Annotated in this window: 20 protein-coding genes; 13 read left to right on the forward strand and 7 right to left on the reverse strand. The window is 60.9% G+C overall.

The features are described from left to right. Positions 1–17: 17 nt before the first annotated feature. The 4 genes from HWE17_RS13960 to HWE17_RS13975 all read right to left on the reverse strand — a co-directional run bounded on the left by HWE17_RS13960 (position 18) and on the right by HWE17_RS13975 (position 6,650). The gene (locus tag HWE17_RS13960; protein WP_176389145.1) at positions 18–3,596 is read right to left on the reverse strand and encodes a M1 family aminopeptidase; all 3,579 of its coding nucleotides are present in this window, start codon (positions 3,594–3,596) and stop codon (positions 18–20) included. Between the two features lie 10 nt (positions 3,597–3,606). Then, positions 3,607–4,500, reverse strand: coding sequence for an ABC transporter ATP-binding protein (locus HWE17_RS13965; RefSeq protein ID WP_035824559.1), 894 nt, complete (start codon positions 4,498–4,500; stop codon positions 3,607–3,609). A 170-nt stretch (positions 4,501–4,670) separates the two neighbouring features. Then, the gene (locus HWE17_RS13970; protein WP_035824561.1) at positions 4,671–5,867 is read right to left on the reverse strand and encodes an ABC transporter permease; all 1,197 of its coding nucleotides are present in this window, start codon (positions 5,865–5,867) and stop codon (positions 4,671–4,673) included. Between the two features lie 3 nt (positions 5,868–5,870). Beyond that, positions 5,871–6,650, reverse strand: a complete 780-nt coding sequence (locus HWE17_RS13975) for an ATP-binding cassette domain-containing protein (protein WP_035828613.1) — start codon at positions 6,648–6,650, stop codon at positions 5,871–5,873. Positions 6,651–6,798: 148 nt separating this feature from the next. Here HWE17_RS13975 and HWE17_RS13980 point away from each other — a divergent pair, with 148 nt between their 5' ends. Continuing rightward, on the forward strand, positions 6,799–7,230 hold the full coding sequence (locus tag HWE17_RS13980; protein ID WP_035824565.1) for a hypothetical protein: 432 nt from the start codon (positions 6,799–6,801) through the stop codon (positions 7,228–7,230). An 87-nt stretch (positions 7,231–7,317) separates the two neighbouring features. Further along, positions 7,318–7,962 (forward strand): 2-polyprenyl-3-methyl-6-methoxy-1,4-benzoquinone monooxygenase, encoded by a 645-nt coding sequence (coq7, locus tag HWE17_RS13985; protein WP_035824568.1) that lies wholly within the window; start codon positions 7,318–7,320, stop codon positions 7,960–7,962. A gap of 97 nt (positions 7,963–8,059) precedes the next feature. Here coq7 and HWE17_RS13990 read toward each other — a convergent pair whose 3' ends face one another. Then, positions 8,060–8,482, reverse strand: a complete 423-nt coding sequence (locus HWE17_RS13990) for an OsmC family protein (RefSeq protein WP_035824569.1) — start codon at positions 8,480–8,482, stop codon at positions 8,060–8,062. A gap of 225 nt (positions 8,483–8,707) precedes the next feature. On the opposite strand from HWE17_RS13990, the gene rplM reads away from it, so the two are divergent. From rplM to erpA, 5 genes are all read left to right on the forward strand, one after another. Further along, positions 8,708–9,136: a 50S ribosomal protein L13 gene (rplM, locus tag HWE17_RS13995; protein WP_010393282.1), complete on the forward strand. Its 429-nt coding sequence runs from the start codon at positions 8,708–8,710 to the stop codon at positions 9,134–9,136. Positions 9,137–9,145: 9 nt separating this feature from the next. Further along, positions 9,146–9,538: a 30S ribosomal protein S9 gene (rpsI, locus tag HWE17_RS14000; RefSeq protein WP_010393285.1), complete on the forward strand. Its 393-nt coding sequence runs from the start codon at positions 9,146–9,148 to the stop codon at positions 9,536–9,538. Between the two features lie 179 nt (positions 9,539–9,717). Next, complete coding sequence (gene argC, locus HWE17_RS14005; protein ID WP_176389146.1) at positions 9,718–10,755, forward strand: N-acetyl-gamma-glutamyl-phosphate reductase; 1,038 nt, start codon at positions 9,718–9,720, stop codon at positions 10,753–10,755. 90 nt (positions 10,756–10,845) lie between these two features. Further along, on the forward strand, positions 10,846–11,235 hold the full coding sequence (locus tag HWE17_RS14010; protein ID WP_035828615.1) for a polymer-forming cytoskeletal protein: 390 nt from the start codon (positions 10,846–10,848) through the stop codon (positions 11,233–11,235). A 98-nt stretch (positions 11,236–11,333) separates the two neighbouring features. Then, the gene (gene erpA, locus HWE17_RS14015; protein WP_029496047.1) at positions 11,334–11,696 is read left to right on the forward strand and encodes an iron-sulfur cluster insertion protein ErpA; all 363 of its coding nucleotides are present in this window, start codon (positions 11,334–11,336) and stop codon (positions 11,694–11,696) included. 65 nt (positions 11,697–11,761) lie between these two features. Here erpA and HWE17_RS14020 read toward each other — a convergent pair whose 3' ends face one another. Further along, a complete protein-coding gene (locus HWE17_RS14020; protein ID WP_176389147.1) occupies positions 11,762–12,856 on the reverse strand; it encodes an anhydro-N-acetylmuramic acid kinase in 1,095 nt (364 codons plus the stop codon). A 123-nt stretch (positions 12,857–12,979) separates the two neighbouring features. Further along, on the reverse strand, positions 12,980–14,347 hold the full coding sequence (locus HWE17_RS14025; protein WP_035824576.1) for a M23 family metallopeptidase: 1,368 nt from the start codon (positions 14,345–14,347) through the stop codon (positions 12,980–12,982). A 154-nt stretch (positions 14,348–14,501) separates the two neighbouring features. On the opposite strand from HWE17_RS14025, the gene tyrS reads away from it, so the two are divergent. The 6 genes from tyrS (at position 14,502) to HWE17_RS14055 (ending at position 19,083) form a co-directional block, all read left to right on the forward strand. Continuing rightward, entirely contained in the window at positions 14,502–15,767 is a 1,266-nt protein-coding gene (tyrS, locus tag HWE17_RS14030) for a tyrosine--tRNA ligase (RefSeq protein WP_035824578.1), read from the forward strand. After that, positions 15,764–16,213 (forward strand): D-aminoacyl-tRNA deacylase, encoded by a 450-nt coding sequence (dtd, locus tag HWE17_RS14035; RefSeq protein ID WP_099403329.1) that lies wholly within the window; start codon positions 15,764–15,766, stop codon positions 16,211–16,213. Before tyrS ends, dtd begins: the two co-directional genes overlap by 4 nt. A gap of 19 nt (positions 16,214–16,232) precedes the next feature. Further along, a complete protein-coding gene (locus HWE17_RS14040; protein ID WP_035824583.1) occupies positions 16,233–16,865 on the forward strand; it encodes a YbhB/YbcL family Raf kinase inhibitor-like protein in 633 nt (210 codons plus the stop codon). A 3-nt stretch (positions 16,866–16,868) separates the two neighbouring features. Continuing rightward, a complete protein-coding gene (locus HWE17_RS14045; RefSeq protein WP_176389148.1) occupies positions 16,869–17,513 on the forward strand; it encodes a histidine phosphatase family protein in 645 nt (214 codons plus the stop codon). A 116-nt stretch (positions 17,514–17,629) separates the two neighbouring features. Beyond that, positions 17,630–18,682, forward strand: a complete 1,053-nt coding sequence (gene dusB / locus HWE17_RS14050; protein ID WP_099379940.1) for a tRNA dihydrouridine synthase DusB — start codon at positions 17,630–17,632, stop codon at positions 18,680–18,682. A 167-nt stretch (positions 18,683–18,849) separates the two neighbouring features. After that, on the forward strand, positions 18,850–19,083 hold the full coding sequence (locus HWE17_RS14055) for a helix-turn-helix domain-containing protein (protein ID WP_008445162.1): 234 nt from the start codon (positions 18,850–18,852) through the stop codon (positions 19,081–19,083). Positions 19,084–19,097 lie beyond the last annotated feature (14 nt).

Raw genomic sequence — 19,097 nt, forward strand, 5'->3', positions numbered from 1 at the left:
AGGGTGGCCATTTTTCGTCATGGTTCTTCGAGCTCGACGGTGACCATATTGTCGTCCGGCTTGCGGTCGATCAGCTTGTTGTCGGGATCGATGCCCGCCTTGCCGGGCCGGCTGCCGACGATGACGGTGTAGCTCGCCTCGCGCGCCGTCATGCGCAGGCGTTCGCGCAGCAGCGGATGGTCGTTCGCGTCGTCGACGCCGATCTCGATCCAGTCGTGCAGGGGTGCATCGTGTTCCTCTCCCTGTTCGCCCGCCGTCAATTTGCTGGCCTGCACCTTGACGGTGACGGCATACTTGCCATCGCTGCGTTTGGTGCCCGTGGCCGACAGGGCGCGATTGTCGAACAGCACGATTTTCTCGAACAGGTCGTCGATCAGGTAAGCCTGCTCGGGCGGCGTGACCAGGCGCAAGCCCTGTATTAGGGCCGTCACGCTGGCATACGGCGGGCCTTTCTGGCCATGGGTCTTGAGCAAGTCGCGCAGCACGCCGTTGACCTTGTCCTCGCCGATGATATCTTGCAGCAAGTACATGGCCAGGCTGCCTTTGTGGTAGTGGATGTAGGCCTGGTTTTCATTCTCGGCCAGCGGCAATTCCTTCTTGCGCTCTTCGCTGCGCCCCATCAGGTATTGATTCAGGTCATAGCGCAGGAAGCGGCGCATCTTGGCCGGCCCCACGCTTTTCTTCATCACCATCAGGGCCGAATATTCGGCCAGGGTTTCGCTGAGCACGGTAGCACCCCGCGTATTGCCACCCACCAATTGATGCGCCCACCACTGGTGCGCCACTTCATGCGCCGTGACGTAGAACGGATAGTCGAGGTCCTTGGGGTTCTTGTCGTCCACCCTGGCGATGAAGCCCAGCCCTTCCGAATACGGTATCGTGTTCGGGAACGATTGCGCGAACGTGGCGTAGCGGGGGAATTCGACGATGCGCAGGATCTTGTGCTGGTAGGGGCCGAAGTTCTTCGTGTAGTACTCGAGCGCTTCCTTGCTGCCGCGCACGAAGCGATCAAGGTTGTACTCATGGCCAGGATGGTAGTACACGTCGATGGCCACGTCCTGCCAGCGCTCGTGCCTGACGGCGTAGCGGGCCGACTGGAAGGCGTAGAAATTCAGGATCGGCTGCTCCATCGTGTAGTGGAAGTAATGGCGGCCCTTGGCGATCCAGTCGTTGTCCAGCATGCCCGGCGCGATGGCCGTCTGGCCGTCGACGGTGCTGACGGTGGCGTCAAAGTTGATGCGGTCGGCGTCGTTGCTGACGTAATTGTCGGCCAGTCCCTTCGCATCGTCGCGCGGCAAGGCCCGTTCGCGCGCGGGCAAGCCGTGTTTCTTGCGGTCGCGCGGGTCCGTCAATTCCTGCTGCGGCTGGTAACCGATGTGCGGCAGCACGGCATTCGTGAAGAAGGTGCCGTTGGCCACCACGGGCGTGTCCTGGCCCAGGCCGAAGATGCCGCGCGGCGCGTAGCGGACGTCGAAATCGAGGCCCAGGGTGGCGCCCGGCGCCAGCGGCGCGGCCAGGCGGTAGCTGTAAAAGCCCAGCTTGCCGTCATCGAGGCCGGGATGCACGCGGGCATCGAAACGCAGGCGCATGGTGGAGGTCGGGTCTTGCTGCACAAAAATGTGGCTGATCGGCAGGCTGGTCTTGTTTTGCAGCACATAGCGGCCCGTGACGGTGAGGCTGCGCTGCGCCGGGTAGATCGCCACGTCGAGTTTCACGTCGGTGATTCTCGGTTGCGGCGTGGCGGCAAACTTGCGGTACTGGCGCTCGATGCTGGCGCGGTCCGCATCGCGGGAAAATTCGGACTGGTAATCGTTGGCCACGTGGAAAACATAGAACAGCACGCCGCCGGCGCCGACGAAGATCAGGGCGCCGCCGGCAAAGCTGGCCAGCACGCCCTGCGTCAGGCCGTGGCGCGCCAGGCGCAGGCGGATGCGCCAGCTGTCCTGCGCGCCGCGGGGCCAGAACAGCAGCGACAGCACCGTCAGCATGATGGCCGCGCCGCTCCAGTACAGCAAGTACCAGCGTTCGCGCAACAGATAGTGGCCGGCGCCGTTCATGGCCGAATACACGAAGTCTGGCGTGCTGGCGTACAGCAGCAGCGGGTCGCCCAGGCCCAGCGAGGAAAAGCTGATGCTGGCGATGTGGTACAGGATCATGGCGAAATACGCCAGGTACTTGTGATTGATCAACACCTGCAAAAAGATGGCCAGCACGGCGATCAGCGCATAGTAGGGCAGGTGCGACAGGAACAGCGATTCCAGGTACAGGCCGGGGTCGAGGCGGTAATAACCCTTGAAGACCTGGATCGACATGCCGCACAGCATGATGACCAGGCTCAGCAAGGCTTGCAGGCTGATCAGCGCAAACAGTTTCGACAGCAGGGGCAGCCAGTTCGGCACGGGCAGGGCGTCGAGCATCAGATACGTGCCCGCCTCGCGTTCGCGCCACACCAGCTCGCCCGCATAGAAAGTGGTAATGACCAGCATGAACAGGGCGAACGAGGCGTTGACCATGTCCAGCACCTTTTCCGTCACGGGATAGGTATTCGTGCCGTAAATGGAGCCCATGTCGAGCGCGCCCGCATACATGGTCAGCACGCCGGCCAGCACGATGACGACAAAATAGATGTTTTTGATGGTTTCGCGCAGGTTCAGCCAGCTCATCTTGACGAGCAGGGCGGCCAGATTGCGCTGCGCGAAGTCCGGTGTTTCCTGCGTCGACAGCGAGGCGTTTGACAGGCGCTGCGGCGCCTCGCCTTCGCTGCGGCGCTTGCCGGCGCCCGCGTCCGTCGTGGCGTGGAACTGGAAGCGCCAGTAGCCGAGCAGCAAGGCCACGAGGGCGAAGCCGGACCAGATGGCGCGGTTCAGCAGGTACACGCCTTCCAGCGTGACGAGGCGCGTGTTGCGCTCCGCATTCGGCCAGTATTCCGTCAGGCGTATCAGCGCCGTGGTGCCGAAGGGGTCGATCAGGGCGGCCAGGGTCTTGTAGTCGAGGTCGCGCGCCAGCGACGGCGCCACCAGATAGCCGATCAGCATGACTACCGAGCTGATGTACACGGGCAGCATGCGCCGCGTCAGGGCCGCGATGACGAAGAAGATGGCGCCGAAGATGAACAGATTCGGCAGCAGGGTAAACACGTACGGCATCAGATAGGCCAGCGCCCGCTGCGGCCCCAGCCTTTCCGGATCGATGCCGGGCAGCCAGGCGCCCAGCCAGGCGCCGATGACGATGCTGGAAAACACTACCGCCAGCACCAGCCAGGCGCCGAGGAAGCGGCCAAACACGTACTGGTATTTTTTGATCGGCGCGCTGAAGAAGAAATGCTGCATGCCGTACTCGAAATCCTGCTGCACCGAGCGGCCCATCATGGCGGCCACGACCACGGCGCCGAAGCAGCCCAGCACGCTGCACGTAAAAGCCAGCGAGCGCGGTGCGTTGATCAGGAACTTGCCGCCGAAACTGATGCTCGCTTCCTTGAAGACGCCGCCGGCGGCCGCCATCCACAGCATGGCCAGCGCCAGGAACATGGCGAAATACACCCAGGTGGACAGCAGCTTGAGCCGCTGTCGCGCTTCAAAGCGGGCGATGGCAAACATGGCCGCCCCCTCAGTCGCACTGCGGGGCGACGCGATGGCGCCCGGCAATGGTGGCGAAATACAGGTCTTCCAGGTCGCCGATGGCTTCCTCGAAGCCGTCGCCCGGGTCGTCGTCGCTGTAGACGTGGATCAGGGTGCGGCCCGACAGCAAGCGCGTGGAAATGACGGCGTGGCGCTGCTGGAAGCTGGCCAGCTCTTTCTTTTCGACAAAACGCGCCCAGATCTTGCAGCTGACTTCGTCGATCAGTTCCTGGGTCTTGCCGCACAGCAGCAAATGGCCCTTGTTGATGATGGCCATGTTGGCGCACAGGTCGGCCACGTCGGACACGATGTGGGTCGACAGGATCACCGTCTTGTCTTCGCCGATGTCGGACAGCAGATTGTGGAAGCGCACGCGCTCCTGCGGGTCGAGGCCGGCGGTCGGCTCGTCGACGATGATCAGTTTCGGGTCGCCCAGCAGCGCTTGCGCGATGCCGAAGCGCTGGCGCATGCCGCCGGAAAAGCTGCCCAGGCGCTGGTGGCGCACGTCGAACAGATTGGTTTGCTGCAACAGGCCATCGACGACCTCGCGCCGGCGCGCCCGCTGCGACAGCCCTTTTAACGTGGCGAAGTGGTCGAGCAGTTCGTAGGCCGTCACTTTCGGGTACAGGCCGAAGTCTTGCGGCAGGTAGCCCAGCATGCGGCGGATCTCGTCCTTGTCGTCGAGCACGTCGTAGTCGCCGAAGAAGATGGAACCGGAATCGCATTCCTGCAGGGTGGCCAGGGTGCGCATCAGGGTCGACTTGCCGGCGCCGTTCGGGCCCAGCAAGCCAAACATCCCGGGCGGTATCGTCAGCGACACGTTATCCAGCGCCACCACGCCATTCGCGTAGGTCTTCGACAATTTGCGAATCTGCAATTCCATACAACTCCTTGCTCATGCTGTTGCGGCCCCATGCTGCGGAGCTTATCTATGCTGGCATTGTATTGAATTTAAGACGTGCTGGGCAGTTGCATGCGATACACGGCATTTTCACGTGCCCAGAGTGCGGATGGGCGGGGTGGACGGCACCCCGCCGCAAGCCATTTGCAGGTTTAATTTCGGAAAAGTACCGATTCGCGGTTAAACCACCAGCGGCACAGCATCAGCAGCGCGCCCGCGATCACCGTGGTCGAGGCCAGGATCACGCCGAACATGCGGTAATCCATGGTGCCCTTGACCAGTTCCTTCATGGCCAGCGACACGTTGGTCAGCGGTACCATGGCCCACATCCAGTTCAGCTCGACGCCGGGCAGCATGGCCGCCACCGTGGGCAGGATGACGAACAGCATCAATGGCGTGATCATGCCGGCCGCTTCCTTGTAGCTTTTTGCGTAGATCGAGATCGACAGCAGCAGCGAGGCGAAGATGGCGGCCGTCGGCACCAGCATCAGGGTCACCATGGCCAGGTCGGGCAAGCCGATGCTGCGCACCATGACGGCCATGTTGCCTTCGAGCGAACTGCCGAAGATGGCCAGCAGGGCGCCCATGCTGCCCACCATCAGCACGGCCGAGGTCATGCCCACCGTAAACAGCACGAGGAACTTGGCCAGCACGATGGCGCTGCGCGGCACGGGCGCCAGCAGCAGGGTTTCCAGGGTGCCCCGTTCCTTTTCGCCGGCGCCCAGGTCGATGGCCGGATACATGGCCGCCGTCAGGCACACCATCAGCAGCAGATACGGCAGCATGCCGCCGACGATGGCGCCCATCTGCTCGCGTTCGTTGGCCGTCGATTGCTTGTCGAGCACGATGGGATTGAGGGCAAAGGCCAGCTGGGCCGGGCTCAGGTTCAGGGCCGACAGCGCGCTTTCGCGCAGGCTGGCGTTATACGCCTCGACGATCTCGCGCACCCGCTGCTGGGTCACGTCGACCGTGCTGGCGCTGTTGTAGTGCAACACCACCTTGGCTTGCTGCTGTTGCTGCAGCGCCTCTTCAAACCGGGGCGGAATGACGACGGCGAACTTGATCGTGTCGTCGCCGATGGCGCGGCGGATGTCGCCCTCGCTGGCCAGCGGCACTTCGCGCAAGTTGTGCTGCTGGGCAAAACGCGCGCTCAGGCCCGGCGAATGGTCCTTGCCGAACAGCGCATAGCGCATTTCCGCCGTCTTGGCGTTCTTGAACATATTGCTGGAAACATAAGCGAAGCCGCCAAAGATCAGCGGCATGGCAAAGATGGGGATGAGGATGGTGAAAATCAGCGTCTTGCGGTCGCGCGTGAGTTCCAGCAACTCTTTCAGATAAATGGTCCACATGGATCAGGCTCCCTGGTTGATGACGCTGACAAAGGCGTCGTACAAGTCCGCGCTGCCGCCCAGGTGGCGCAGTTCGTCGACCGTGCCATTGAAGGCGGTGGTGCCGCGGTTGATGATGCAGACGCGGTCGCACAGCTTTTCCACTTCGTGCAGGTGGTGCGTGGAAAAGATCAGCGGCACGCGCAGCGCCTTGTAGCTGGCGATGAAGTCGAGCAGGATCTTGGCCGACATCACGTCCAGCCCGGTGGTCGGCTCGTCGAGGATCACCACTTGCGGCTCGTGCACGACGGTGCGGGCGATTGCGCACTTCTGCTTCATGCCCGTCGATAATTGATCGGCCCGCTTGGCGCCGTATTCCTCCATCTGCAGCAGGGAGAACAGTTCGTCGCAGCGGCGTTTCAGCTTGTCGGCCGGCATGCCGTGCAGGCGGCCAAAGTATTCCACGTTCTCGCGCGCCGTCAGGCGGCCGTACAGTCCCGTCGAGCCGGACAGGAAACCGATGCTCTGGCGCGCCACCAGCGGTTGCTGCAGGACATCGACGCCATTGACGAGGGCGCTGCCCGCGTCCGCTTGCAAGGCCGTCGACAGCAGGCGCAGGGTGGTGGTCTTGCCGGCGCCATTCGGCCCCAGCAGTCCCAGCACTTCGCCGGGGGCGCAGCTGAAACTGACGTCGCGCACGGCGTGAAACCAGCCCTCATGTTCGCGCGGATCGCTGACGTGCATGGCCTTGCCTTTGTGGGGCGGCATGCGGAAACGTTTTGCCAGGTGCTTGACCTCAATCATGTGCTTCATCCATTTAACGGTGAAGAACGAGAGTAGCATGCAAAAAATGTAACTTGCAAGGTGGAAATATCGTTTGGTCTATTGAAAAAAACAGCATCTTCATGCAAGCTGGCCCGGTGGGCGCCGGCGGACGGCGCGGGAGAGCGCAATGCGAACGATCGATCAGGCGATGCAGGACAAGGTACTGGCCGTGGCCCGCGCCGGTATGACCAGTGCCGAAGCCATCGGTTTCTTCCGCGTCAGCCTGGGGCTGTATTACCTGGCCGGCCTGATGACGGAGGAAGCGCTCGACTTCAAAGAGATAGACGCGAAATACAACCGTTTCATTTACCACTCGCTCGGTGGCGGGCACAGCATCGCCAGCGTGCTGCAATTCATGAGCGGCGAGAAAGTCTTGCGCGTGCTGCAATCGGAGCGTTTTCGCGCCGCGTTTGCCGAGTTCTGCCCGGACATCCCCGTCGACAGCATTTCTTTCCTGATTTCACTGAACCTGGGCGTGGCGAAAAGCCTGTCCGGCCTGGACGCCGTCGGCCCCGTGGTGGACTGGATCGAGCAGGAAAAAGCGCGCACAAGTCAATAAAGCCCCGTTCACCCTGCGCGCGGCGTGGGGACTGCCGGCCCTGATCGTCCTATAATTCATGCTTTACTACTCATGAGCATAGCCACGATGACCGCGAACCGCCATTTTGACCCCCTGGATCGTTTGATTGTTGGCGCCGACAAGGCCCTGCGCGTCATGGCGGGCGTGGCCTCGGCCTCGCGCCCCACGCCGGCCGCGCATGCGCCCGATGCGGAACTGAGCCCGGCCGAACAGCGCCACAGCGCCGGCTTGATGCGCGTCAATCATGTGGGCGAAGTGTGCGCGCAAGCCCTGTACAACTCGCAGGCGCGCTATGCGCACAGCCCGGCCATCCGCGCCCAGTTCGACGAAGCGGGACGCGAAGAGGAAGATCATCTGGCCTGGACGGCGCAGCGCCTGACGGAGCTGGGCTCGCGTCTGAGCCTGCTCAATCCCCTGTGGTATGCGGGTTCGTTTGCGCTGGGCACCATCGCCGCGCGCATGGGCGACGGCCGCAGCCTGGGTTTTGTGGTGGAAACGGAACGCCAGGTGGAAGCGCACCTGGCCAGCCACTTGCAGGAATTGCCGCCGCAGGACGCCAAGTCGCGCGCCATTGTGAAACAGATGGCCATCGACGAAGTGGAACACGGCGCCGCCGCCCAGCGCCTGGGCGCCATCGATACCCCGGCACCGGTGAAGGCGCTGATGGGCATCATGGGGAAAGTGATGACGAAAACCGCGTATTACATTTGACAGGTCGGGTAGGTCGGATTAGGCCGCAGGCCGTAATCCGACAACATTGTTGGCGCTACCGGTATCGTCGGATTACGCGCTTGCGCGCTAATCCGACCTACTCCTCGATGATTTCGAAGGAGTGGGTGATTTCCGCCGTCTTGGCCAGCATGATCGACGCCGAGCAATATTTGTCATGCGACAAGGCCACGGCCCGTTCCACGGCCGTCGGTTTCAGGGCCTTGCCCCGCACGGTGAAATGGAAGTGGATCTTGGTAAACACTTTCGGATCGGTGTCGGCGCGCTCGGCCTTCAGGGTCACTTCGCAGCCTTTGATGTCTTCGCGTCCGCGTTTCAGGATCAGCACCACGTCATAGGCGGTGCAGCCGCCCGTGCCCAGCAAGACCATTTCCATGGGGCGTGGCGCCAGGTTGTGGCCGCCGCCATCGGGCGCGCCATCCATGGTCACCAGGTGGCCGGAACCCGTTTCTGCCCGAAAACTCATGCCCGACGGGCCATTCCAGCTGACTTTGCATTCCATCGTACTCTCCGAAAATTGTAAGCGTTTTGTATTGTAATAGAGGAATGCTCATCCATGTGCCGGCCGCCGGCCCGCAGCCGGCCTCGATTGCGGCTTGACGCGGCAAGGCAAAGCCGCTTATACTTGTCGGCTTTCCGTTCGCTCAGGAAAAGTAAATAAGGCAGAGTCCGCATAGCAGCATCGGCGGAACCACCATTTGAGCGTGTAATCTATTAGGAAGTCAACATGAAAACATTTTCCGCTAAAGGACATGAAGTCCAGCGCGATTGGTTCGTGGTTGACGCGACGGACAAAGTCCTCGGACGTGTTGCCAGCGAAGTGGCACTCCGACTGCGCGGCAAACACAAACCAGAATTTACTCCTCACGTCGATACCGGCGACTTTATCGTCGTCATCAACGCAGGCAAACTGCGTGTGACCGGTACCAAAGCTACTGAGAAAATTTACTACCGTCACTCTGGCTATCCAGGCGGCATCTACGAAACCAACTTCCAGAAAATGCAACAGCGTTTTCCAGGTCGCGCGCTTGAGAAAGCGGTCAAGGGCATGCTGCCTAAAGGCCCACTCGGCTACGCAATGATCAAGAAGCTGAAAGTGTACGCGGAAGGTTCCCATCCGCACGCTGCTCAGCAACCTAAAGCACTTGTTCTCTAAGGAACTGACATGATCGGTAATTACAATTATGGAACCGGCCGTCGCAAAAGTGCAGTGGCTCGGGTTTTTATCAAAGTTGGCACAGGCTTGATCGTTGTTAACGGCAAACCAGCAAACGAATACTTTTCGCGCGAAACGGGTCTGATGGTCATCCGTCAACCTCTGGAACTGACCGGCAATGTCGAGCGTTTCGACATCAAAGTCAACGTCCATGGCGGCGGTGAGTCGGGCCAGGCTGGTGCAGTTCGTCACGGCATCACCCGCGCTCTGATCGACTACGATGCAGCGTTGAAACCGGAACTGGCGAAAGCCGGCTTCGTGACCCGCGATGCACGTGAAGTCGAGCGTAAAAAAGTTGGTCTGCGCAAAGCACGTCGCGCAAAGCAATTCTCGAAGCGTTAATTTCTACGCTACAGCACCTTCCGGGGTGCTGGTCGAAAAGCCGCTGGACTTCGGTCCCGCGGCTTTTTTGCATTTCAGCGGGATGCGCCGTTGCGCTGTAAAATACGCGAAAACCCGCAGGGGCAGCGTTTCCCCTCATCTTTATGCAATCTTATGCAATCTATACACAAGGAAAGAACATGATCAAAGTTGGCATCGTCGGCGGCACTGGATACACGGGCGTGGAATTGCTGCGCTTGCTCGCTACCCATCCAGATGTCGAGTTGACGGCGATTACCTCGCGCAAGGAAGATGGCTTGCCCGTTGCTGACATGTATCCTTCCCTGCGTGGCCACGTGAAACTGGCTTTTTCCTCGCCGGACAAGGCGAATCTGGAGCAGTGCGACGTGGTCTTCTTTGCCACCCCGCATGGTGTTGCCATGGCGCAAGCGCCAGCCCTGCTGGCCGCCGGCGTGAAAGTCATCGACCTGGCCGCCGACTTCCGCCTGAAAGACCAGGCCAAGTTCGAGCAGTGGTACAAGATTCCCCACACGGCGCCCGAGCTGATCGAGCAAGCCGTGTATGGCTTGCCGGAACTGAACCGTGAAGACATCAAGCAAGCCACGCTGATCGCCAACCCCGGTTGCTACCCGACCACCATGCAGCTGGGCTTTTACCCGCTGCTGAAAGCTGGCCTGGTCAATGCTGGCAGCCTGATCGCCGACTGCAAGTCGGGCGTGTCCGGCGCCGGCCGCAAGGCGGAAATCGGCATCCTGTTCTCGGAAAGCAGCGACAGCTTCAAGGCCTATGGCGTGGCCGGCCACCGCCACCTGCCGGAAACGACGGCGCAATTGCAGCGCTTCACGGACGAGAAAGTGGCGCTGACCTTCACGCCGCACCTGGTGCCGATGATACGCGGCATGCATTCGACCCTGTACGCGCAGCTGAACAAGGATGTCAGCAATGAAGAATTGCAATCCTTGTTCGAAGCGCAATACAAGGATGAGCCTTTCGTCGACGTGATGCCTTTCGGCTCGCACCCGGAAACACGCTCCACGCGCGGCTCGAACATGTTGCGCCTGGCCTTGCACCGTCCTGAAGGCGGCAATACCGTCATCGTGCTGGTGGTGCAGGACAATCTGGTCAAGGGCGCGTCGGGCCAGGCCGTGCAATGCATGAACTTGATGTTTGGCTTGAAAGAAACGGCCGGTTTGCAACACATCGCCGTGATGCCGTAACGATAGGCGACGGTGCTTGCGCGGGTCCGGCGCCTTTTTGCCGGACCTGTGATAAATTGGACTGCCACGTACCCCGACAGGATGACGTTCATGTTCGAGCGCAACGCGAAAAACCCCATCGACACCTTGATCGGCGCTGCCACGCGGATCGAGGGCGACCTGCTGTTTTGCGGCGGCCTGCGCATCGACGGCCATGTGCGCGGCAATGTCACGGGCGAGCCGGGCGAGCCCACGTACGTGGTGCTGGGCGAGGCGGGCCGCATCGATGGCGAAGTGCGCTGCTCGAGCCTGGTCGTCAGCGGCGAGATCAATGGTCCCGTGTATGTGTCCGAAATGCTTGAAATCCAGCCAAAAGCCCGCATTGTAGGAGAGGTCTATTACAAGGTGCTGGAAATGCACAGCGGCGCCCTGGTGCAAGGCAAGCTCAGCCGGCACGACAGCGCCGACCCCGTGCTGCACCTGGCCGTATCGGAAATGTGAGCAGGAACAACACCGTCCAGCCGCATCAGCGGCGGCCGCAGCGCGAGTTGCGCCAACAGTCTATAATGACTTAATGTTTTCTAGTAGGAGTGCCTGATATGAATGCCGTCGCTGAAATGCAAGATGTGATCCCTTCCCCTATTATCTTTACCGATAGCGCCGCTGAAAAAGTCGCGCAGCTGATCGAAGAAGAAGGCAATCCCGACCTGAAATTGCGCGTATTCGTGCAGGGCGGCGGCTGCTCCGGCTTCCAGTATGGCTTCACCTTCGACGAAATCGTCAACGAAGATGACACCACCATGGTCAAGAACGGCGTCCAGCTGTTGATCGATTCCATGAGCTACCAGTACCTGGTCGGCGCGGAAATCGACTACAAGGATGACCTGGAAGGCGCGCAGTTCGTGATCAAGAATCCTACCGCGACGTCGACCTGCGGTTGCGGTTCGTCCTTCTCCGTTTAAGTACTAAACGGGGCAAGCAAGAAAATAGCGGATCATCGATCCGCTATTTGTGTTTCTACATCTGCTCAACGCGGATACAGCGCACCGAGCACGCGTAAGCCCGCCGCTCCCGTCACGGCCGGCAAATTGCCCGGCTTGCGCTGCGTAAAACGCCAGGCCAGCCAGGCAAAGGCCAGCGCCTCGACCTGGCTGGGCGCCACGCCCAGCGCTTCGGTCGATTCCACCGCCATGCCCGGCAATGCACGGGCCAGCGCCGCCATCAGGCTGGCGTTCTGCGCGCCGCCGCCACATACATAGAGCGTTTCCGCCTGCGCACCGTCGCGCAGGATGGCGTGCGCCAGGCTGGCGGCCGTCAGCTGCGTCAGGGTCGCCTGCACGTCGGCAGGCAGGGCGGCTGGATAGCTGGCCAGCTTGCTATTCAGCCAGTCGGCATGGAACAGGTCGCGTCCCGTGCTTTTCGGCGCCGGCAAGTCAAAATACGGGTCGTTGAGCAATTCCGCCAGCAGGGCGGGGATGACCTGGCCTGTCGCTGCCCAGGCGCCGTCGGCGTCGTAGGGCTGGCCCAGGTGTTGCAAAACCCATCCATCCATCAGCGCATTGCCGGGCCCCGTGTCGTAGCCCGTCACCGTGCCGTCCGCGTGCAGCACGCTGATATTGCTGATGCCGCCGATATTGGCCAGCACGCGCGTGTGGCCTGGTAAATTGAAAATGGCCTGGTGAAAAGCGGGCACCAGCGGCGCTCCCTGGCCGCCGGCCGCCACGTCGCGGCTGCGCAAGTCGGCGATGACGTCGATGCCCGTCAGTTCAGCCAGCAGGGCCGGGTTGTTCAGCTGGCGCGTAAAGCCCAGCTCGGGGCGATGGCGGATGGTCTGGCCATGTGCGCCGATGGCGGCGACGGCGTCCGGGCCGATCCCCGCGTTGCTCAGGAGCATGGCGACGCAATCCGCGTAATGGCGCACGAGTTGATTTGCCGCCAGCGCTTCGCGTTCGATTTCATTCTGGCCGGCACTTTGCAACGCCATCAGGTCGGCGCGCAGGCTGGCGGGGAAGGGAATGTACGCGTCGCCCAGGCTGCGCGTGCCGCCATCGTCGGAAAAGTCGACCAGCGCGCCGTCGACGCCATCGAGGCTGGTGCCCGACATTAAACCGATATACAGCATGGAGTGTTCCTTGAGTGCGTCAGTGATGGATGCATTGTGCCGGATTTTCCTGCACACATAAAACAAAGGCACCGGCCATGTGCATGGGCGGTGCCTTTATATGTTGCCCGAAGGCGGTGTTGCTTAGCGCGAAGCCAGTGCCGTGTCGTTCGGACGCAGCAGGGTGAAGCGGTGCATCATGTCAGCCGACACCATGCGGAAGCGGCTCAGCTCAGCGGCCGTCAATGGCGCCTGGGCTTGTACGTTCAGCTTGCTTGGGTCTTGTGCCACGCCGCCAACGCGGAATTCATAGTGCAAATGGGCGCCCGTCGACCAGCCGGTGGTGCCGACGTAGCCGATCACATCGCCCTGGCTGACTTTTTGACCTTTTTTCAGGCCCGAAGCGAAGCGGCTCATGTGTGCGTAGGCGGTGGTGTAGTTGGCCCAGTGTTTCAGGACAACAACATTGCCATAGCCGTTTTGGCTGCCGACGGAATCGACCACGCCGTCGCCCGAAGCGCGGATAGGGGTGCCCGTTGCTGCAGCGAAATCGATACCCTTGTGCGCTTTCCAGTTGCCGGAAATCGGGTGCACGCGCATGGAGAAGCCGGACGAGATGCGGGAGAATTCGAGGGGGGATTTCAGGAAGGCTTTTTTGAGGGACTTGCCGTCGAAACTGTAGTAACCGCCGCCTTGCTTGCTGGCTGGGTCTTCGAACCAAACGGACTGGTAAGTCGTGCCGCGGTTGGTGAATTCACCGGCCAGGATGCGGCCCGCTCGGACGAATTCGCCATCTTGCCAGAATGTTTCGTAGACAACATTGAACGAGTCGCCGCGTTTCAGGTCGGAGCGGAAATCGATATTGGTGGAGAACATTTCCACGATTTGCGCGGAAATCGAGTCTGGCAGGCGGGTGCCGTCCAGGCTGGAGTCGGTGGCGGCGAACAGGGTGGAAGTAATCTTGCGCGCGTGCATTTCAACGCGGCGTTCCAGCTGGGCTGCCACTTCCGTGGCCACGAACTTGTCGCCCTTGCGGGTGATCAGGATGTTCTTGACCGATTTGTCCGTGCCGTCGACGAGGGTGGCGCGCATCCAGTTGAGGTCGCCGTTTTCGGACGTTTGCGCTTGCACGCGCTTGCCCGATTTCAGCAACATCACGCCGCGCGCGATCTTGTCGGTTTTGATGAAATTGGCAGCCGCCGGATCATCCACGCCGAGACGGGTCAGCAAGGTGGCGAGGGTATCGCCAGCGCGGACTTTTTCTTCGTGGGTGAAATTCTGGTCGACCTGTTCCATCGCGGAAATTTGCGAAGCGAGATCAGGCATTTCCAGGTTCTGGGCGATGGACGTGACCGGCAAGTCGGATGCGTCGGGCGCCATGGGCGACACAGCGACCGCGCCGAAGGCGGCCACGGCGAGCAGCACCGCGGAAGCACCAATAATGCGTGCCTTGCGGGTCGTCGTCAGCTGTGTGTACAAGCGTGAGCCTGTGATTTTATGTATAGGGTTCATGCAATCAGTTAAAATTTGCCCTTGAACGATTCGTGAACTAGTGCTCTTTGTTATTGTTATTTTGGTTCGTTTTCATACGGCAAGATTGATGGGATCGAGCATTATAGCAAACTCCGCAAACCTACTACCATTTTGAGATCTACAGTCAAATTTTATGGAAATCAACACCACCGCATCGCCTACAAAGGCTAACGCCGCTCAGACCGCGCTTGTGCTGTCGGACAGAGTACAAGAAGCCCTCGCGATTACCAAGCGTGGCGTCGACGAACTCTTGATCGAAAGCGAATTTGCGCAAAAATTAGCCCGCTCCGAGAAAACCGGTGTTCCACTGCGCATCAAACTGGGCCTGGACCCGACTGCACCCGACTTGCATCTGGGTCACACTGTCGTGCTGAACAAGATGCGCCAGCTGCAAAACCTCGGCCATCAAGTCATTTTCCTCATCGGCGACTTCACGTCCATGATCGGCGACCCTTCGGGCCGCAACGTCACGCGCCCGCCGTTGACCAAGGAACAGATCGAGATTAACGCGATGACGTATTTCGCGCAAGCATCTTTAGTGCTGGACGCCAGCAAGACGGAAATTCGCTATAACTCCGAGTGGTGCGATCCGCTGGGCGCGCGCGGCATCATCCAGCTCGCTTCCCACTACACGGTGGCGCGCATGATCGAGCGCGACGACTTCACCAAGCGCTTCCAGGGCGGCATTCCTATTTCCGTCCATGAATTCCTGTACCCGCTGATGCAAGGTTACGACTCGGTGGCCCTGAAATCGGACCTGGAACTGGGCGGCACGGACCAGAAGTTCAACCTGCTGGTAGGCCGCGAACTGCAAAAGCAGTATGGACAGGAGCAGCAGTGTATTTTGACCATGCCGCTGCTGGAAGGTTTGGACGGCGTGGAAAAAATGTCCAAGTCGAAGAATAACTACATCGGCATCACGGAACCGGGCAACACCATGTTCGCCAAGCTGATGAGCATTTCCGACGTCATGATGTGGCGCTACTACGAGCTGCTGTCGTGGCGCTCGATCGCCGAACTGGCGCAGCTGAAGCGCGAAGTCGAGGAAGGCCGCAATCCGCGCGATGCCAAGGTTGCGCTGGCGCAAGAGATCGTCGCCCGCTTCCACTCGCAGCAGGCGGCCGAAGATGCGCTGGCCGACTTCGTCAACCGCTCGAAGGGCGGCATCCCCGACGATATTCCGGAAGTGAGCCTGGCTGGCGCGCCGCTGGGCATCCCGCAACTGCTGAAACAGGCTGGCCTGTGCCCGTCCACGTCGGAAGCCATGCGCAAGATCGACCAGGGCGGCGTGCGCATCGATGGCACCGTCATCAGCGACAAGGGCTTGCAAGTGGCCGCCGGCCAGTTCGTGTTGCAAGTTGGCAAGCGCAGTTTCGCGCGCGTCACCTTGACGGCATGATCGCGCTGCTGCAGCGCGTGACCCAGGCGAAGGTCGATGTTGCCGGCGCCACCATCGGCGCCATCGACGCCGGCCTGATGGTGCTCGTGTGCGCGGAGCGGGGCGATACGGAGAAGGAGGCGGACGCCCTGCTGAGCAAGCTGCTCGGTTACCGCGTGTTTGCCGACGAGGCGGGCAAGATGAACCGCAGCGTGACGGACGTGGCCGGCGGCCTGCTGCTGGTGCCCCAGTTTACCCTGGCGGCCGACACCAAGTCCGGCACGCGCCCGTCATTCACGCCGGCGGCCGCGCCGCAGGACGGCTTGCGCCTGTTCACGCATTTCGTGGACCAGGCGCGCAGCCGCCATGCGACCGTGCAAACGGGGCAGTTTGGCGCCGACATGCAAGTGTCGCTCACCAATGACGGCCCCGTCACGTTCTGGCTACAAGTGAACGCAAAGCAATAACTATAAAGAGGAGCAAGCGATGAAATTGTGGAGCGAGACGTTTCGTGATGGCGGCCTGATGCCGGCCGACTATGCTTTTGCCGAGATCGATCCGGCCAGCCGCGTGCGCCTCGCCGGCAACCGCAATCCCCATCTGGCCTGGGACGAGGTGCCCAACGGCACCGAGTCTCTGGCCCTCTTTTGCATCGACCCTGATGCGCCGCAAGACGCCAGCCTGGCCAATGTTGAAGGCCAGGCCCTGTCGCTGACGGCGCTGCGCGGCGATTTTTATCATTGGAGCTTGCTCGATATTCCCCTGGCCATGCGCGCGATTGCCGCCGGAGAGTTTTCCAGCGGCATCACGCCGCGCGGCAAGGCTGCGAGTTCTGGCCTGCGCCAGGGCCTCAACGATTACACGGGCTGGTTTGCCGGCGATGCCGCCATGGCTGGCGATTATTACGGCTATGATGGCCCGTGCCCGCCGTGGAATGACGAGCGCATCCACCACTATATCTTCCGCCTGTATGCGCTCGACGTGCCACAGTTGGCCTTGCCCGAGCGTTTTACAGGGCAGCAAGCGCATGCCGCCCTGTACGGCCACATCCTCGACGAAGCCCAGCTCGTCGTCGCCTATTCGCTCAATCCCGAGTTGGCAATTACCCTGAAGAAATAAAGCATGAGCACCACGATTTTATTGATACGCCATGGCGAAACGGCCTGGAATGCGGGCCGCCGCCTGCAGGGCCATATCGACATCGCCTTGAACGAGGCGGGCCTGGCGCAAGCGGCCGCGCTGGGGCAGGCGCTGGCGGACGAACCGCTGGCCGCCATCCTCGCCAGCGATTTGCAGCGCGCGCGGCAGACGGCGCAAGCCGTGGCCGACGTGAAAGATTTACCCGTGCAAACGGACTCCTTGCTGCGCGAGCGCTGCTATGGCGCTTTCGAAGGCTTGCTGTATGCGGACATTGCCGCGCGCTATCCGCACGAGTATGCGCAATGGCAATCGCGCCAGATCGACGCCGTGATGCCGTCGGGCGAGCGCCAGGCCGAAAGTTTCCGCCAGTTTTATGCGCGCGCGAATGGCGCCATCGCCCGCTGGGCCCGGCAGTACGACGGTCAGACGATCGCCATCGTGGCCCACGGCGGCGTGCTCGAGTGCGCCTACCGCGAGGCGGTCGGCATGACGCTCGACAGCCCGCGCGACTTCCAAGTCAAAAATGCCAGCGTCAACCGTTTTTCTTACGCGGACGGCAAGCTGCATTTGGTGCACTGGGGAAATATCGAGCACCTGAGCGCGCCCGCGATGGACGAGCTGGGCTAAGCCCTATAAGCGGCCCCATCGTCACTCTGACGCACTGAGCTAAAAAAATAGTGCTTATTAATTAGGCAGGGAATCGGTTAAAATAGCAGGTTCCTCCGTCCATTCCAGGTTCCTCAGTGCAAATCGGCCCTCACATTCTGCGCAATAACGTTTTCGTCGCTCCCATGGCGGGCGTGACGGATCGGCCTTTCCGCCAGTTGTGCAAGCAGTTGGGGGCAGGCTACGCCGTGTCGGAGATGGCGGCGTCGAATCCGCGCCTGTGGGCAACGGAAAAAAGCTCGCGGCGTACGGACCACGAAGGCGAAATGGAGCCGAAAGCCGTGCAGATTGCCGGCGCCGATCCGCAAGACCTGGCCGACTGCGCCAAGTTCAACGTGGACCGGGGCGCGCAGATCATCGACATCAACATGGGTTGCCCCGTCAAAAAGGTGTGCAACAGCTGGTGCGGTTCGGCCCTGCTGCAAAACGAAAGCCTGGTGGAAAAAATCTTGCACGCCGTCGTCAACGCCGTCGACGTGCCCGTCACCCTGAAATTTCGCACGGGCTGGAACCGCGAAAACAAGAACGCCTTGAAAATCGCCCGCATCGCCGAGCAAGCCGGCATCCAGATGCTGACCCTGCACGGCCGTACGCGCGCCGATGGCTACAAGGGCGATGCCGAATATGAAACCATTGCCGCCGTGAAAGCATCGGTGGGCATTCCCGTGGTGGCCAACGGCGACATTACCAGTCCGGAAAAGGCCCGCTTTGTGCTCGATCAAACGGGCGCCGATGCCGTCATGATCGGCCGCGCGGCGCAGGGCAGGCCGTGGATTTGCCGTGAAATCGACCATTTTTTGCGCACCGGTACTTTATTGCCGGCGCCGTACGTGGATGAAGTGCGTAGCCTGATGGATGAGCATTTGCGCGCCCATTACGCGTTTTACGGGGAATTTCTCGGCGTGCGCACGGCGCGCAAGCACATCGGCTGGTATGTGAAGGATCTGGAGGGCGGCGAAGCGTTCCGGCAGCAAATGAACTTGCTGGAGTCGACGGACGCGCAGTTGCTGGCCGTCGATCAATTTTTTGAGTCGCAATGGAAATTTGGCGAACGGTTACAATACCGCCTCTCCGAATCCAGTGAAAGTGGCCTGATCGATGTGATCAAACCGATGGCCACGGCAGCATGAGCAGATAGCAACAAGCAGGGTAGTCAGTTGTCGGCAGTACAAGGGCGAGCGCCTATACAGAGCGTCATGCAATATTAATTACAACACCGAGGCAAGAGGGCAGCACGCGGACCGCATGAGCGGCGCGGTGCCGGATGGCCAGGTGTTCAGCCGGTTGAAGCATACAAATGAGCAAAGAAAGCATTCAGGAAGTCGTACAGAAAAGTCTAGAAGATTACTTCAATGACCTGGGCGAACAGCAAGCATCGAATATCTACGACATGGTCGTGCTGACCGTGGAAAAACCCATCCTGGAAGTCGTGATGACACGCGCCGATGGCAACCAGTCGCACGCCGCGCAGATGCTGGGCATCAACCGCAATACCCTGCGCAAGAAATTGCAGGAGCACGGTTTGCTGTAATGCCGGCATGCAAG

Source organism: Janthinobacterium sp. BJB401 (assembly GCF_013372745.1).
Lineage (GTDB): Bacteria > Pseudomonadota > Gammaproteobacteria > Burkholderiales > Burkholderiaceae_D > Janthinobacterium > Janthinobacterium rivuli.

Coding starts and splice junctions, on each gene's coding strand:
- HWE17_RS13960 (WP_176389145.1), bottom strand. CDS start 3,596: ATGTTTGCCATCGCCCGCTTTGAAGCGCGACAGCGGCTCAAGCTGCTG.
- HWE17_RS13965 (WP_035824559.1), bottom strand. CDS start 4,500: ATGGAATTGCAGATTCGCAAATTGTCGAAGACCTACGCGAATGGCGTG.
- HWE17_RS13970 (WP_035824561.1), bottom strand. CDS start 5,867: ATGTGGACCATTTATCTGAAAGAGTTGCTGGAACTCACGCGCGACCGC.
- HWE17_RS13975 (WP_035828613.1), bottom strand. CDS start 6,650: ATGATTGAGGTCAAGCACCTGGCAAAACGTTTCCGCATGCCGCCCCAC.
- HWE17_RS13980 (WP_035824565.1), top strand. CDS start 6,799: ATGCGAACGATCGATCAGGCGATGCAGGACAAGGTACTGGCCGTGGCC.
- coq7 (WP_035824568.1), top strand. CDS start 7,318: ATGACCGCGAACCGCCATTTTGACCCCCTGGATCGTTTGATTGTTGGC.
- HWE17_RS13990 (WP_035824569.1), bottom strand. CDS start 8,482: ATGGAATGCAAAGTCAGCTGGAATGGCCCGTCGGGCATGAGTTTTCGG.
- rplM (WP_010393282.1), top strand. CDS start 8,708: ATGAAAACATTTTCCGCTAAAGGACATGAAGTCCAGCGCGATTGGTTC.
- rpsI (WP_010393285.1), top strand. CDS start 9,146: ATGATCGGTAATTACAATTATGGAACCGGCCGTCGCAAAAGTGCAGTG.
- argC (WP_176389146.1), top strand. CDS start 9,718: ATGATCAAAGTTGGCATCGTCGGCGGCACTGGATACACGGGCGTGGAA.
- HWE17_RS14010 (WP_035828615.1), top strand. CDS start 10,846: ATGTTCGAGCGCAACGCGAAAAACCCCATCGACACCTTGATCGGCGCT.
- erpA (WP_029496047.1), top strand. CDS start 11,334: ATGAATGCCGTCGCTGAAATGCAAGATGTGATCCCTTCCCCTATTATC.
- HWE17_RS14020 (WP_176389147.1), bottom strand. CDS start 12,856: ATGCTGTATATCGGTTTAATGTCGGGCACCAGCCTCGATGGCGTCGAC.
- HWE17_RS14025 (WP_035824576.1), bottom strand. CDS start 14,347: ATGAACCCTATACATAAAATCACAGGCTCACGCTTGTACACACAGCTG.
- tyrS (WP_035824578.1), top strand. CDS start 14,502: ATGGAAATCAACACCACCGCATCGCCTACAAAGGCTAACGCCGCTCAG.
- dtd (WP_099403329.1), top strand. CDS start 15,764: ATGATCGCGCTGCTGCAGCGCGTGACCCAGGCGAAGGTCGATGTTGCC.
- HWE17_RS14040 (WP_035824583.1), top strand. CDS start 16,233: ATGAAATTGTGGAGCGAGACGTTTCGTGATGGCGGCCTGATGCCGGCC.
- HWE17_RS14045 (WP_176389148.1), top strand. CDS start 16,869: ATGAGCACCACGATTTTATTGATACGCCATGGCGAAACGGCCTGGAAT.
- HWE17_RS14055 (WP_008445162.1), top strand. CDS start 18,850: ATGAGCAAAGAAAGCATTCAGGAAGTCGTACAGAAAAGTCTAGAAGAT.